Source organism: Embleya scabrispora DSM 41855 (assembly GCF_000372745.1).
Lineage (GTDB): Bacteria > Actinomycetota > Actinomycetes > Streptomycetales > Streptomycetaceae > Embleya > Embleya scabrispora.
In genome coordinates this window covers 19602-33820 of sequence record NZ_KB889726.1, presented here as the reverse complement: position 1 = coordinate 33820, position 14219 = coordinate 19602, and the positions used below count along the sequence as shown (strand labels likewise).

The window sequence follows — 14219 nt, the reverse complement described above, 5'->3', positions numbered from 1 at the left end:
AGCCGCGGCCCCACGCCGACCGGCGCACCGCGAACCCAACGCTGCCCACGCCCGGCGACTCGATCACCAACGCGATCGTCCCCACCACCGAAGCGTCCTCGGCGGACTCGATCACCAGCAGGTATTTCGTCCGCGGTTCGCACCGGGCGAGTTCGATGTTCTCCTCCACGTAGGCGCGGGTCTCGGCCTCGTCACGCACCNCGAACCCCAGGAACCGCACCACCTCCGCGTCGAACACCTCCCCCACCGCACGGACATCGCCGGGGACGAGATCACGCAGGACCACACCACGACCCGACACCCGGACCGAACGAGGGGATCGGACGGCGGGACTCGACAACTGCTCGGCGCTCACCCCACCACCGTAACGACCCACACCGCACCCATCACCCCGATTCCGGCGGACACACGCCCGGGCCGAACCGCTTCCCGACCACGCCCGGACCACCACCGGAACGACCCGCCCGCCGCCCGCTCGGCCCGCAGCCCGCACCCGCATCCGCATCCGGATCCGGATCCACGACGACTGGCTTCGTAACTGACAGGCGACACCACTTATCACCGAGTTTGGACAGCACTTGGTGATCACAGGGCCAGGAAATGTCGATGAGAACTGACACCGGCTGCTGCTGGTCGAGCTACCGCCACACCAGCTCGGCGACGCGGCGGAAGTTGCCGCCCAGAATCGCGGCGACGGCGCTGTTGGGGTATCCCCGGGCAAGAAGCGCGTCTTCGACGGTCAGCAGGCCTTCCGGGGGCATGAAATTGATCGGCCCCCAGCGGGTGTAGCAGTCGGGGAACAGCTCCGGATTCCGTTCGAGTATCGCGTTGAAGTCCTCGTGGTCGAACGGGTAGTCGGTCGACACGCCGACGTGTTCCGGACCGACGAGGTCGACGGCGTAGTCGATGTGCCGTACCAGCGCGTCGATGGTGGCGTCGTTGGGGCCGAGGAAGATCCCGACACCGGTGATGCCGACGACCCCACCCGTGGCGGCGCACTCCTTGGCCTGCTCGTCGGTGATGTTGCGGGGGTGGTCCCACACCGAGCGCATGCAGGAGTGGCTGTAGATCATCGGCTGCTCGGAGACCTCGCACATGTCCAGCCCGGTACGGGCGCCGCAGTGAGAGCCGTCTGCCACCATGCCGACGGCGTTCATCTCCCGTATCAGCGCACGGCCGTAGGCGGTGAGGCCCTCGTCGACTTCGTCCAGGCAGCCGCCGCCGGCCATATTGCGATTGTTGTAGCTGGGAAGCATTGTGCGGACACCGAGTTCGTAGAAGTGGCCCACTCGGTCCAACTGTCCATCGAGCGGACCGGAATCCTCCAGGTCGAAGGCCACTGCCACGTCACCGGCACGCCCGGCTGCGTCGACGTCGTCGACGCTCATGGCCGGCCGCAAACGGTCATCCGTGGCGATCCGCTCCCGCCAGCTTGCGATAAGACCGGCGACGTCATCGGCACTGTGGGGAACATAGCCCACGTTCACCGAAACGAAGCTGCCCCCGGGCCTGCGGTAGCGGGCCAGTTCGCCGATATCCGCGCACCTTTCCAAGGGCAGGCAGCAGTGTTGTTCCCACAGCATGGGCGGGCGGCGCGGTCCTGAGGATTCGTTCGACACAGTACGCATCATGCCCGTGCCCTGCCGGTCCAGGCTCGGCACCTCCGGCCTGGTGAGGTTAGCCGGCATCGACAAGCAACTCCGAGCCCACGCAGCACACGACGCCGGCAACCCCCAACCACTAATCCCGACAAGCCCGGGTACCGCCCGAAGATCACCACCCTCGACGGCAAGCCATCCACCATGGACCGAACCGGCCCCGACGACCCTTGGACCGAGGTCGACCGAATCGCCAGCCGACACAAGAAGGACCGACCACAGTGATCACCGCATCACATCAAGATCAACACCCTCGAGGTGACCTCATCCTCCGCCCACAGGTTTTCCCAACCGAACCGAACATCCGTCCCGGATCCCGCAAAACCACAGGCCACAGGCCAGACAAAGCCGAACAAGACAGCAAAACCCAGGCCACGCAGTCAAGATCCAAAATCCCAGATCCCGCAAATCCACTGGCCAACACAAGATCAACCGACAAGATCTTTCAAAGCAGCCGGGACGGAGCAGGCGGTGTAGGCGTGGGAGGTGATCTTCGCCCAGGTACGGAAGTTCCCCCGCGTGCATGTGTGGTCCGCATGAAACAGATCGGCGTCCGAGGTGGAGTCCCACAGGGGGTGGAACAGGCGCAGCACGATGGGGACTTGGGACGCGTCGGGGCGGTGCACCTGTTGCCGGGTCGGCACGCGTGAGGCCGGCGCGGGGCCCGGGCGAGGGTGGGTTGCCGAGGACGGCCGGCTCGCGGGTGAGCCGGTCACCTATCGCGGCGAGGGTCGGGCTTTCTTGTAGCGCAGGCCGTCGAGAGCCATCTCCAGGATGTGACCGATCTCGGCCGCTCCGCTATTCGGGATTTTTGCAATGCCGCCGGCGAACTTCATTACCTCCGCCAAATCAGTATCGGTGCGCACCTCTTGCGCCTCTTGTGCGCGATGGAGCAGAGGCTCGCCGACAGCGAAGATCGCTACGCGGCTGCGCTGGAACACCTGTGCATCGTGGTCGAACGTGCGCAAAAGTTCAGGCGCCAATGCCTGCTTGTTCACCAGGTAGGCGGTCAGCCGCCGCAGCCACTCGGCGAACGCGTCCCAGGCCGGGAGCTCAGAGAGATCGGCGGAAGAGGCGCAGAGGATCTCTACCTCTTCCAGGTAGACCGCTTCCAGCAGAGCAGCGCGTTCGGGGAAGTTGCGGTACAGGGTTGCGATACCAACTCCGGCCCGGCGTGCGATCTCTTCCAGTGACGTGTCGGCGCCGCCTTGCGCGAATGCCTCTCGTGCTGCGTCGACGAGCTTCTGGTAGTTGCGGCGGGCGTCGGCGCGGCGAGGACGCGCCACGGCCAACTGGTCGGTGATCTCGCTGCTCATGGTTGGTATCCAACTCCGACTTGACGATCCGAAGGACCCCTCCATATGCTCCGGAGGAGCCCTCCACTTGTTCTGGAGGCCGCCTCCAATCTAGCACGCAGTCCTTCAATCCTTGGAAATCAATGCAACAGCTTTCAGACGACCGGCGCCGATGGCTCGCGCTGATCACGGTCTGCTTCGCGCAGCTGATGCTCACCGTTGACACCAGCATCGTCAATGTCGCACTCCCACAGATCCAGCACGACCTGCACTTCAGCCAGAGCAGCCTGACCTGGGTCGTCAACGCCTTCCTGGTCGCCTTCGGCAGCTTCCTGCTGCTCGCCGGCCGCCTCGGCGACCTCGCCGGGCGCAAGCGGGTGTTCCTCGCCGGGCTGACCGTGTTCACCGTCGCCTCGCTGCTCTGCGGCATCGCAAACGGCTCGGGCCTGCTGATCGGCGCCCGCTTCCTCCAGGGCGTCGGCGCCGCGATGCAGGCCTCGGTGATCCTGGCGATCATCGTCACCGAGTTCCCCGAGCCCGAAGAGCGCGCCAGGGCGATGAGCGCGTACGTGTTCGCCGCGGTAGCCGGCGGTTCGCTCGGCCTGCTGCTCGGCGGCGCGCTCACCCAGCTGCTCAACTGGCACTGGATCTTCTTCGTGAACATCCCGATCGGCCTCGCCGTCGGCATGGCCGGCCGGGTGCTCATCCCCCACGACCGCGGCATCGGCTTCTCGGAGGGCATCGACTGGCTCGGCTCCCTGCTCGTCACGGTGGCGCTCGCCGCCGCGGTGTACGGGTTCGTCGAACCCTCGACCCACGGCTGGGGCTCGCTCCACACCCTCGCGCCCCTCGCCCTCGCGCTGGTACTGCTCACCGCCTTCGTGGCGGTCGAGAACCGCCACCCCAACCCGATCTTCCCGCTGCGCATCCTCAAGCTGCACGGCCTGGTTCTCTCCAGCGCGGTCCGCGTCCTGATGGTCACCGGCGTGTACGGCATGTTCTTCCTCGGCTCCCTCTACCTGGAGAAGGTCCTCGGCTACGGTGCCATGGACACCGGCCTGGCGTTCCTGCCCTACACGGTGACCGTGGCGATCCTGACGCTGGGGGTCAACCGCCGGCTGGTGGCCCGCTTCGGGTCCGTCCCGGTCATGGCGGTCGGCCTCGCCGTCGCCGCCGCCGGGATCCTCATGCTCCGACTGGCAGGTACCCACGCCGGGTTCTTCCCCTTCCCGTTCCTCGCCTTCCTCGGCATGGGCCTGGGCATCGGCAACGCCTTCACCCCGCTGACGATGATCTCGATGGCCGAGGTACCACCCCGGGACGCGGGTCTGGCCTCGGGCATCGTCAACGTCTCCCAGCAGGTCGCGGGCGCGCTCGGACTGGCGCTGCTGGCGACGATCGCCACCGGCCATTCCGCAAGCCTGTCCCGGGCCGGGCACGGCGTCGACGCCTCACTGGTCGGCGGCTACCACCTCGCCTTCGAGTTCGGAGCGGGTGCCCTCGTGGTGGCGCTGATCCTCGTGGTCACCGTCGTGCGCAAGCACGCACCCCGGCCCGCTCCAGAGCGGGTACCGAACCCACAGTCGGCACCCGTATCACAACCGCACGACGAATCGACAAGCACGGCGACGTAGTTGCCGGCATCCACAACAACACCACCGTGGGCGTCCATGACGTCACGGGACGGACCCGCAACGCCGATGAATGGGTCACCTCCACGGGGACTCCCTCGGCGACCCGGGCCCACTTGATCGGCACCCCAGGCAAGCCCTGGGGTATCCGCGGCATGGCTCGACCGATCCAATACCTCGACACCACCGTGCTGATCTGCGGCAGCGTCGCCGCCGTAGACGACGGAATCGCCCGCCGGGCCGTCATCGACGGTTTCGCGCTCGTCGTCAACAACGACGGAAGCGCGGTTCCATCGGTCCCGGCGGGACGCAGGGTCACCGTCCTGACCAACGCGGCCTGAACCCGACCATCAACGCCGGAGCCCCGGACACCATGTGGCGGATTCTCGGGGTCCTCGCAACACCTGATGGCTCACGTGGTCGTCAGTAGATCACGCAGGCGCTCGACTGGGGTTTTCCAGCCGAGCGTTTTGCGTGGTCGGCCGTTGAGTTGCCGGGCGACGTGTTCGAGGTCTTCGGGGCTGTGCACGGACAGGTCGGTGCTCTTGGGGAAGTACTGCCGTAGCAGGCCGTTGGTGTTTTCGTTGGATCCGCGCTGCCAGGGTGAGTGCGGATCGCAGAAGTATGCGACATGTCTCTGCGTCCCGGAACCGGGTAGGCCGCGCAAAAATCGACAGTCTGCGCGGCCAACCCCTCGACCAGGAAGTCCGACGTCGATGGGCTGAACTTCCGCCCCTGCGCACGGATCGACCGAACGACACCAGCCCTGAGCCGACCAGTCGACCCGCGGAATCGCCGGTCGGCAAGCAACCCCTGCTCAAGTGGCTGTGGCGGTGGGCCTCGGCTCCATGCCCAATGCTTCGAGTGCTCCGATCTCGGCGGGGGTCAGTTCGGGCAGGCGGTCGCGTTGTGCGGCGATCCACGCCCCCAGGTGGACGCGCTCTCCCCGGAACGTCTCGACATGGTGGTCGGGCACGCGCAGGTGCCGGTGTCGGCGGCGGTACTGGCGGGCGGCGCGCAGCCCGCGGCAGAACGCCACTTCCCGGGAGCTGCGAGGGCGGCGAAGGCCCAACGCGAGGGGGCCGTCGAGAGGAAGTCCTCCCAGGAGGTCGCGTTGTGCACGGGTGAGGCCGGGGAAGGCGTCGAATTGCCGGTCGAGCCAGTGGGCCAGAGGATCGGCGCGCGCCTGGGCGCGGGTCAGGGGGACGGTCAGGGCGCGACGGCGGGATTCGGCGAGGGCGTGGGCATAGCTGCGTTGCCATTGGTGGTTCCAGGGCGGGTTCCAGTAGCGGTCGATGTCGGCGAGGGCCCGTCGGTGCGGCGCGGGCAGTGCTCCGGCGCAGCCGAGTCGGCGTTGGTCGGCCAGCCAGGACCCGAGGGCTTGCCCGCGGAAGGTTTCGGTCGTCGGAGGTACGAGGTGGCCGTGCTGTCGGGCGTAGGCGCGGGCGAGATGGAGGAAGTGCTCGGTGCTGTCGTGGGGTGTGTCCAGCGCATGCCGTGCCGGATGAGGGCGGCGATGCGGTCGGGGGTGAGGTTGCCGGCTGCCTCGAGGGAGCGTTGGTGGCCGATCCACGGCCCGAGGTCGAAGCCCTCGGGGTCGCGGTAGTCGCCGGGGACGTCCAGGTCGCCATGGCGACGCCGGTAGCGTGCGGCCGCCTTCAGGCCGCCTTCAGGCCGCCACGCCATACGTTGGGGTGGGGGTCCATGGTGCGCAGGTCCAATTCCCGGGCGATCTCGTCGACGTGTTCGGGGCCCTGGTGCGTGTGGGGGTAGGTGTCGGATGGCGCCGTGGCGGATGTCGACGCGCCGGAAGAGGTGTTCGTCGTAGGCGCGCAGGGCGATCATGACCTGCCACAGCAGGTGGTAGGGGGTGCCGAGAGTGGCGTCCTCGGGGCGCTCTCCGGGTCCGAAGAAGACGGGGACGACAAGGGTGGAGCACTTGTCGAGGCCGGGGGCAGGCGTAGGGCGCGGCCGACGGCCTGGACGATTCCGATGGTGCTGGTCCTGGGGTCGGCGAAGAGTACGGAGTCGACGAGGGGGATGTCGACGCCTTCGGCGGCGATGCGGACGTTGGCGAGGACGGCGAGTGCGGTGCGGCGGGGTGTGGGGGCGAGTGGGTGGCGGGCGAACCTGTCGAGGGTGTCGTTGCGTTGGGTGGGGGTTTGGCGATGGTGGACGCTCGCGGCCCACAGGCCCTGCGCGTGATCGGCGCCGGGGATGCGACGGGCGGTGTCGACGAGGGTCTCGGCGAAGGTGTCCGCGTGGTTGGTCGAGCGGTGGAAGGACAGTGCGCGTGTGATGTCGTGCATCTCGCGACAGCGCATCAGGGCGAGTTGGGCTGCGGCCACGCGCATGCCCTCGGCCGTGGGCGGTTCGGTGCGGGGCGGCGGCCGGTGAGGAGGGCTCGGAGTTCGTCGTCGCGGATCTCGGGGGCCGCGAACATCCGGCCCGGCCGTTCACCCGAACGAGTGACGTCCCGCCGTTCCCGCCGTTCCGACGGACACACGTGCTAACGAACCCCCGGTCCCGGTGGAACAACCCGAACCGGGCGGGGACGGTGTGAGACATCCCATCGCTTTGGGGTGTCAAATTCAGGCCGCTGTTGGCAGTTGGCCGTGGTGGGCCCAGGCGGTGGCTTCGTCGTAGTGGGTGCGGGTCTTGAGGCAGCCGTGCAGGATGCCGACGAGGCGGTTGCCGACCTGCCGCAGGGCTGGGTTGTAGTCGAGATCGCGAGCTCGCTGCTTGTCGTAGTAACGGCGGGCACCCGGCGAGTTCTGCAGCGCGCAGAACGCCTGACGTTGGAGCGCGTCGGCGAGCCGGTTGTTGCGGACGTAGCGGGCCTGAACGGTGTGGACCTTGCCGGAGGCGCGGGTGATCGGGCTGGTGCCGGCGTAGTTCTTCCGAGCCTTCGCCGATGCGTAGCGTGTGGGGTCGTCGCCGAACTCGGCCAGCACCCGGGCCCCGACGATCTCGCCGATGCCGGGCATCGACAGGTAGATCTCAGCGTCCGGGTGCGCGAGAAAATGCGCCTTCACCTCGATCTCCAGCGCGTCTATCTGCTCGTTCAGGGCGAGCAGCAGCCGGGCGTGTGCGGTGGCCGCGGCGGCATAGGCGGCGGCCACCGGGGCGGCGACGTCGAGCTGGGGCTCGCGCAGCTCCTTCTGGATCGCGGCGGTCTTCTGGTCCCGGTTGCGACGGCGGTGCCGTGCCAGCACTGCGGTGGTCTGTTGTTTCGTCAGCTTCCTCCCCGTCTCGGGCGTGGGCGCTTTGACCAGGAGTTCCAAAGCATCGGTGCTGGTCAGCTCCAGGCCCGCGTAGGCGGCCAGGGCGCCGGGGAAGTACTCGCGCAGCGTGGTCCGCAGCCGTTGGAAGGCGCGGGTCCGTTCCCAGATCAGCGTCTGGTGGGCGCGGGCGACCACTTTCACGGCCTGGGCCTGCTCGCTGTCGCCCGCGATCGGCCGCAGCTGGGCACGGTCGATGCGGACCATGTCGGCCAGTGCGTGGGTGTCACCGCGGTCACTCTTCGCTCCGGACGTCGCGTACCGCTCCTTGAACCGCGCCGCCTGGCGCGGGTTGACCGCGTAGACCCGGTAACCGACCGCGAGCAGGGACTGCACCCACGGCCCCCGGTCGGTCTCGATCCCGACCACCACCTCCTCCGGCTCCAGGTCCTCCCCGCCGTGCCGGGCGAGCAGGGCGTGCAGCTTCGCGACGCCCTCGACACCCTCCATCAGCCGGGCGGTGGCGAGCCTGCGGCCCGTCGCATCCTGGACCTCGACATCGTGATGGTCTTCGGCCCAGTCGTCGCCGACGAACAGCACCCGCTTCTCCAACCTCTCGACGAACTCGTGCGTGCGGCCTGCGGAAGACACAGCTCGCGCCCTAATGGATCCAGTGCTCACGCCCGACAACGGGCGGGCACGCCATCCCATCAGCAGTCAGGCCTCCCGGCCGACCAGCGGGGGCACGCTCTCACACCAGAACTCACAAGGGTTCCGGTTCGGATAGTGCTCACCTGCCGGCGGCCACGGGCCGCAGTCTCTCTCACGACCCGACGAGTCCCATTAGGTTCGGTGACGACGGCTGGCTGCCCGAGCCCGGGACCCTGCACCACACCGGGTCGACGTCGGCCGGTGGATCGTCCGGCGAAGTGGGATTCGGTGTGAAGTTCGGGGTGGGGTCGAAGGGTTCCCGCCCCGACGGGGTGGCTGTTCAACGGTTGACGAGCCACCACGTGAGCCATCCGCCGGCGGTGCTTCCCGCTCCCGAGGCGATTCCGCGGACTGCGTGGGACGCGGTCATCCGGGCGGCGCGGATGGCCAGGGCGTGAACGCGCCCGCAGGCGGGGTGGGGGTTGGCGGGGGTGGTGTCGGTCACGATGTCTCCCGGGTCCGGACGAGCGCCTGCGGTGTCGGCGCCCGGTGTCAGGGGTCCATGGAGCCCGGGTTGCAGGGTGTTCGGCGATCGCAAGGTGGCCGCTCCGAACGGTCTCTACGCCGGTCGCCTCAAGGATTCGTGGATCCTCGGGAGGGGTTCGGTCCGTATTCGGACCGAAGGCGAGACGTGACGAGGGGCGGGCGTGAACGAACGACGCGGCGACGGTGATCACGATCGCGGCGATGGTGCCAAGACTGCGGCGCGGCGCTACGCGCGATACCTGCGAGAACTCCATCTCAACCGCACACGCGGCCAAGCCCTGCTCCGCGACCGACGCGATCACCGAGGTGGTGAGGTGCTCCCGCGCTCGATCAGCCGCGTCTCCAGCTCGATGCGGGGAGCACGAACCGATTCGCCGGCCATCAGGCGCAGGAGTGTGTCGGCAGCCAACCCCGCCATCTCCTGCACCGGTTGCCGAACCGTGGTGAGTGCCGGGCTGAGCCAGCACGCCTCCGGAAGGTCGTCGAACCCGACGACGCTGATGTCGCGCGGAGCCCGCAGCCCTCGTTCCGCCGCCACGTCGAAGACCCCGAGCGCCATACGGTCGGAGCACGCGAAGACGGCCGTCGGCGCGTTCGGGAGTTCGAGTAGCTCTCTGGCCACCTCGGCCGCACCCCGACGGCTCCAGTTCCCGTGGCGCACCAGCTCGGCGGCACTCTTGTCGAGACCATGAGCCACGAGGGCCGAACGGAATCCGTCGAGGCGTGCCTGACTGTAGTGGTGATGCGAAACGCCCCCGATCGCGGCGATGCGCGTGTGTCCCAGCGTGATGAGATGCTCCGCGGCCTGCCGTCCGCCGGTCCAGTTGGTTGCGCCCACAGTGGGGATCCCGGCAGACAGCGGCCTGTGCGGGTCGAGCGCGACCATTCGGACTCCGGCCGCAGCCAACCGGCGCAGTTGCGCGCTGGTGGGGGTGACGAGCGCGATCACCGCCCCCCGACTGCCCCGATCGACCAGGCGCTGTACCCAGTCGCGCGTGTCCGGTTCCGTTTCTCGGGCGACCACCACAACCACGTCGTGTCCCGTCCTCGACAGCACGCGCTCGATCCCCGAGAGCATGGCATTCGCCCAAGTTCCCTCGACACCGGAGACGACCAGGTCGACCAGACCGTCCGGAGCCGAGGCGCCCGCCGGGGCGGACAGCGTGTACCCGGCCTCCCGAAGACGGGCCGCGACGGACCGGCGGACGGCGGGCGAGACGTCGCTCCGGCCGTTCAGCACCTTCGATACGACGGGGACGGGAACGCCCTCGGCTCGGGCGATCTGGGTGAGTGTCGGCGATCCCGACGGCCTGCGCCAAGCACGCTGTGTCATGCCCCAAGCATGCCCAGCCCTCATCATGTTGCGCAACTATTCTTCCTGGCTGGCGGAGCGATAGATCAGTTAGCGTGCCAGTGCGTCAACCTATCGAGGCAAAGTTGCGCAAATTTGACGAGAGGGCATATGCCGAACAATCTCCGAATCCACAGTGGCGGCCGCGAATCCACAGAACGGGCGCATCCGCCGGCGTCCGGCGCGGGCGCCGACCGGAACAGGACAAGCCGGGAGGACCGCAATGTCTGAACCGAGGAGATGGGCGCTCGTCGTCCGCGGTGGCTGGGACGGGCACTTCCCTACCGAGACCACCGAGCGCTTCATCCCTTTCCTGAGGGAGCACGGCTACGAGGTCGTCGTCTCCGAAGACCTCGACAGCTACACGGACGCGGCGCTCCTTTCCCGGACCGACGTGATTCTCCAGTGCTGGACCATGGGTTCACTCAACGAGGACCAGGTGCGGGGACTGCGCGAAGCGGTCGAATCCGGTGTCGGACTCGCCGGATGGCACGGCGGAATCATCGACTCGTTCCGGGCGTCGACCGACTATCTCCAACTCACGGGCGCCCAGTTCGCGGCTCATCCCGGTGGCATCCGCCGTCACACCGTCGAGGTCGTGCCCACCCGGAGCGATCACGACATTGTCAGGGGTCTACCCGCGTCGATCACCGTCGAAGACGAGCAGTACTGGGTGCTCTCCGACGCCCACAGCGAGGTGCTGGCCACGACCACCGTGCCGGTCCGCAACGGCGACCCGTGGGGCGCGCCGGTCACTTTCCCCGCCATCTGGACCAGGTGTTGGGGAGCGGGCCGGATCTTCGCCTGCGCTCCCGGCCACCACCCGCCGACGCTCAACGTGCCCGAGATCCGCACCATCATCGAAAGGGGCCTGCTGTGGGCGAGCCGTTGAGGGTGGGCGTGGTCGGCGCCGGCAACATCAGCGGCGCCTATCTGAGCACACTCGCCGCACTGCCCGACCTGAGGGTCGTCGCCGTGACCGACCACGACAGGCGACGCGCTCTCGCTGCGGCGGCGACGACGCCCGGATCGAGATCCGTCGCGCTGGACGAACTGCTGGCCGACGAGGAGATCGACGTCGTCCTGAACCTGACGACGCCGGGAGCCCACGCGGAGGTCGCACTGGCGGCGCTGGCCGCGGGCAAGCACGTGTACGGCGAAAAGCCGCTCGCGGCGAACCCGGCCGACGCGGCCGCGGTGGTCGCGGCAGCGAACAAGGCCGGGCTGCGCGTCGGGTGCGCACCGGACACGGTCCTCGGTGTCGGCGTCCAGACCGCACGCCGGACCATCGAGGACGGTCTGATCGGCATGCCGACCTCGGCGACAGCGACCATGGTCGGCTTCGGCCATGAACGCTGGCACCCCGACCCCGAGTTCTACTACCTGCCCGGTGGTGGTCCCCTGTTGGACATGGGTCCGTACTATCTGTCGGCCCTCGTCCACCTGCTCGGACCGGTGAAGTCCGTCACCGGCATCGGCAGCCGGCCCCGCCCGCTTCGGACGATCGCGACCGGCCCGCGAGCAGGCACGACGTTCCAGACAAGCGTCGACACGCACGTCACCGGCATCCTGGAGCACGAGAACGGCGTGCTGACGAGCTTGATCATGAGCTTCGACGTGGCGGCCTCTCGGGCGTCCCACATCGAGGTCCACGGTAGCGCCGGGTCACTGATGGTCCCGGATCCGAACCGTTTCGACGGCGACTGCGAGGTGTCGATCCCCGCCGAGGTCGGTTGGCATGTGCTTCCGCCGTCCGCCGGGTACGTCGGGGCACGCCGAGGAATCGGTCTCGCGGAGATGGCCCAGGCGATCCGTGACAGCCGACCCCATCGAGCCTCTGCGGACCTCGCCCGCCATGTTCTCGACTGCTCATACACGCTGCTGGACGCGGCGGACAGGCGCACGACCCTCGACGTGCGGAGTCGGTGCGAGGTGCCGCCGCTCGTACCGCTGGACGATCACGGATTCGGTCAGACACCGAAATGCCGCCCAGCTTGAGGTCGAGTTTTTGAAACCGCCCGCCCGTCCGTCGTCCACCGAACACGGAACGTATCGGACGACCGACCCGCGCGATCTTATCCACGCGCCTTCGCGATCACGGGCATATTCGGTGGTCTCCCACAAGGCCGCGCACATCCTCCCCGTGCCACCAGGAACTCGCGGGCGTGACAACGGTCCCCGATCATCGATCGGCGGGGACACCGAGCGCGAGCCCGTCCATCGCTCTGCCCGTGAAGGCGCCGCCTGCGATCCCGGCACGGGCCCGACACAAAACCGGTTCGTGCAACGCCCAGCCGTTGCCGCGCCACCGGATTCAGCGGACCGAAGGCCGGACGACCGTGCACACAACCAACCGCAGCAGCGGTCGGGCTCGACGGCGTCACCCTCACCGACGCCCGCCAACGGCGGTGTACATCCCCGCGCCCATGGCAAACACGGCGCAGCCCGAAGGAATTCTCAGTCACGCTGCACAGCCTTCTCAATCTGTGCAACACCCCAGGCCAGCCGCACACAACCCCACGAACGAAACCGAAACACCCAGGTCGGAACCGAAACTCGAACACATCCCGGCATTCTCAAAAAATGCCACCACAGGTCAGCGCACCGTCGCTCTACAACCCATCGAGAAGACACAGTCACAGAGTCGCCCATTCGGAACATCCCTCCCGTGGATCCACGCGGCACGAGATCCTCGCCCTCGAAGCGAGTTCCTCCCGAGCATCACGGGCGGCAACTACTGCTGTCTCCAAGGGAGATCATCGCCTTCTGGAGCCTGCTTGTTGCCATGACGGTCGACTGTCCTGGCAGCAACGCGAGGTCAAATGCCGCGTGACCTGCGTCGCCGTGGTGGCACCGCCCTGAACGGTGGTGCCACCGATTTCCGACGATGATCAAGGCTCAGCCCATGTATTCGCGCGGCCGCGCTCCCCCGGTCACCGGTCCGAGCCGCTCGAACCGGCGGACCACAGAAGCGGGCACATCCGAGGGTCTGCGTAGTCCGGGTGCCCGTCCACCGTCCCTACGAGAAAGTCGTTCCCGTGCCGGGCCTGCTCGCCGTTGGGCAGGACGTGGCTGCGCCACATGTTGTCCAGGGGCTGTAGGTGAATCGCCAGCGAACGGCGCGGCGCGGCCCCCTGGTTCGGACCGCTGCCGTGCACCGTCTTGCAGTGGTGGAAACTGACCTGGCCTCGCTTCATCCGCGTCGGCCGCACGTCGAACGGATAGCCCTGGCCCACCAGCGCCGCCTCCATCCCGCTCAGATCCTGACTGAAGAAGTCCAGCCCCTCGACGTCCCATCGGTGGCTGGCCTCCAGGAATGACACCGACCCGCCGGTCTCGTCCACGTCATGGAAGCCCACCCATGCGGTCAGCATCTCCGCAGACGAACACGACTGCCAGTACTGGCGGTCGGTGTGCCAGCCGACGTTGCCGGGTACGCCGGAGCCGTCGACCGGCTTGTACAACAACTGGTCGTGCCACAGCCTGATGCCCGCAGCCCCGGCCAGAACCGCCGCAGAGGCTCCGATCAGCGGATAGGCGAGCAGCTGTGCCAGCTCGCCTACGCGCTGCGAGGTGTAGTCGTGCTTACGCAGGCCTTCTTCCTGCCCGGGTCCGAAATCGAACGTCCCGGGAACTTCGGCGTCGTAGTCACGGGCGTAGAAACGCCGCATGCCGCGCTCGGCGGCGTCGAGCACCTCCTCCGGAATGATCTGCGGAGAGATCCAGTACCCATGCCGCCGATAGAACTCGACCTCCTGGGAGCCGGGCAGCAGAGCCTGTTGTTCTGGGCTGAGCGTGAAATCGTTCATGGCGAGACGCTAGACCGCGCCGACTACGGGAGGCTTGCCTGGTATATCGCATTGCGT

13 protein-coding genes and 2 pseudogenes are annotated in these 14219 nt (G+C 67.9%); 4 read left to right on the top strand and 11 right to left on the bottom strand.

The features are described 5' to 3' along the window. From A3IC_RS63600 to A3IC_RS0146615, 3 genes are all read right to left on the bottom strand, one after another. Positions 1-499, bottom strand: a 499-nt coding sequence (locus A3IC_RS63600; protein WP_425387403.1) for a GNAT family N-acetyltransferase, incomplete at its 3' end; no start/stop codon positions are given. 139 nt (positions 500-638) lie between these two features. Then, positions 639-1661, bottom strand: coding sequence for a dipeptidase (locus tag A3IC_RS60595; RefSeq protein WP_245599866.1), 1023 nt, complete (start codon positions 1659-1661; stop codon positions 639-641). A gap of 713 nt (positions 1662-2374) precedes the next feature. Next, positions 2375-2974, bottom strand: a complete 600-nt coding sequence (locus tag A3IC_RS0146615; RefSeq protein ID WP_020556930.1) for a TetR/AcrR family transcriptional regulator — start codon at positions 2972-2974, stop codon at positions 2375-2377. 122 nt (positions 2975-3096) lie between these two features. On the opposite strand from A3IC_RS0146615, the gene A3IC_RS0146610 reads away from it, so the two are divergent. Both A3IC_RS0146610 and A3IC_RS69455 read left to right on the top strand, forming a co-directional pair. After that, positions 3097-4587, top strand: coding sequence for an MFS transporter (locus A3IC_RS0146610; protein WP_020556929.1), 1491 nt, complete (start codon positions 3097-3099; stop codon positions 4585-4587). Between the two features lie 152 nt (positions 4588-4739). After that, positions 4740-4925 carry a hypothetical protein gene (locus A3IC_RS69455; RefSeq protein WP_020556928.1) on the top strand — a complete coding sequence of 62 codons (186 nt, stop codon included), beginning with the start codon at positions 4740-4742 and terminating at the stop codon, positions 4923-4925. Between the two features lie 71 nt (positions 4926-4996). On the opposite strand, the pseudogene A3IC_RS66300 reads toward A3IC_RS69455, so the two are convergent. From A3IC_RS66300 to A3IC_RS0146580, 7 genes and pseudogenes are all read right to left on the bottom strand, one after another. Continuing rightward, positions 4997-5209, bottom strand: a pseudogene (locus A3IC_RS66300) (IS30 family transposase); the annotation flags it as partial. 192 nt (positions 5210-5401) lie between these two features. After that, positions 5402-6157 carry a helicase associated domain-containing protein gene (locus A3IC_RS66295; RefSeq protein ID WP_079027139.1) on the bottom strand — a complete coding sequence of 252 codons (756 nt, stop codon included), beginning with the start codon at positions 6155-6157 and terminating at the stop codon, positions 5402-5404. Beyond that, positions 6148-6270: pseudogene (locus A3IC_RS73915) on the bottom strand (helicase associated domain-containing protein); the annotation flags it as partial. The pseudogene A3IC_RS73915 and the gene A3IC_RS66295, both read right to left, overlap by 10 nt. A gap of 155 nt (positions 6271-6425) precedes the next feature. Beyond that, positions 6426-6938 carry a helicase-related protein gene (locus A3IC_RS63590; RefSeq protein ID WP_026219541.1) on the bottom strand — a complete coding sequence of 171 codons (513 nt, stop codon included), beginning with the start codon at positions 6936-6938 and terminating at the stop codon, positions 6426-6428. A gap of 237 nt (positions 6939-7175) precedes the next feature. After that, positions 7176-8405 (bottom strand): IS110 family RNA-guided transposase, encoded by a 1230-nt coding sequence (locus tag A3IC_RS0146590; RefSeq protein WP_020556926.1) that lies wholly within the window; start codon positions 8403-8405, stop codon positions 7176-7178. Between the two features lie 391 nt (positions 8406-8796). Beyond that, positions 8797-8961 carry a hypothetical protein gene (locus tag A3IC_RS69450; RefSeq protein ID WP_158696376.1) on the bottom strand — a complete coding sequence of 55 codons (165 nt, stop codon included), beginning with the start codon at positions 8959-8961 and terminating at the stop codon, positions 8797-8799. Between the two features lie 339 nt (positions 8962-9300). After that, entirely contained in the window at positions 9301-10335 is a 1035-nt protein-coding gene (locus A3IC_RS0146580; RefSeq protein WP_052174119.1) for a LacI family DNA-binding transcriptional regulator, read from the bottom strand. Positions 10336-10576: 241 nt separating this feature from the next. On the opposite strand from A3IC_RS0146580, the gene A3IC_RS0146575 reads away from it, so the two are divergent. Both A3IC_RS0146575 and A3IC_RS0146570 read left to right on the top strand, forming a co-directional pair. Beyond that, entirely contained in the window at positions 10577-11245 is a 669-nt protein-coding gene (locus tag A3IC_RS0146575) for a ThuA domain-containing protein (protein WP_020556924.1), read from the top strand. After that, positions 11230-12351 (top strand): Gfo/Idh/MocA family protein, encoded by a 1122-nt coding sequence (locus A3IC_RS0146570; RefSeq protein ID WP_020556923.1) that lies wholly within the window; start codon positions 11230-11232, stop codon positions 12349-12351. Before A3IC_RS0146575 ends, A3IC_RS0146570 begins: the two co-directional genes overlap by 16 nt. Positions 12352-13286: 935 nt before the next feature. On the opposite strand, the gene A3IC_RS0146565 is transcribed toward A3IC_RS0146570, so the two are convergent. Continuing rightward, complete coding sequence (locus A3IC_RS0146565; protein ID WP_020556922.1) at positions 13287-14162, bottom strand: phytanoyl-CoA dioxygenase family protein; 876 nt, start codon at positions 14160-14162, stop codon at positions 13287-13289. Positions 14163-14219 lie beyond the last annotated feature (57 nt).

Bases quoted from the DNA above. Each gene is read 5' to 3' on its own strand.
- A3IC_RS0146615 (WP_020556930.1), bottom strand. From the start codon at position 2,974: ATGAGCAGCGAGATCACCGACCAGTTGGCCGTGGCGCGTCCTCGCCGC.
- A3IC_RS0146610 (WP_020556929.1), top strand. From the start codon at position 3,097: ATGCAACAGCTTTCAGACGACCGGCGCCGATGGCTCGCGCTGATCACG.
- A3IC_RS69455 (WP_020556928.1), top strand. From the start codon at position 4,740: ATGGCTCGACCGATCCAATACCTCGACACCACCGTGCTGATCTGCGGC.
- A3IC_RS63590 (WP_026219541.1), bottom strand. From the start codon at position 6,938: ATGCGCGTGGCCGCAGCCCAACTCGCCCTGATGCGCTGTCGCGAGATG.
- A3IC_RS0146580 (WP_052174119.1), bottom strand. From the start codon at position 10,335: ATGACACAGCGTGCTTGGCGCAGGCCGTCGGGATCGCCGACACTCACC.
- A3IC_RS0146575 (WP_020556924.1), top strand. From the start codon at position 10,577: ATGTCTGAACCGAGGAGATGGGCGCTCGTCGTCCGCGGTGGCTGGGAC.
- A3IC_RS0146565 (WP_020556922.1), bottom strand. From the start codon at position 14,162: ATGAACGATTTCACGCTCAGCCCAGAACAACAGGCTCTGCTGCCCGGC.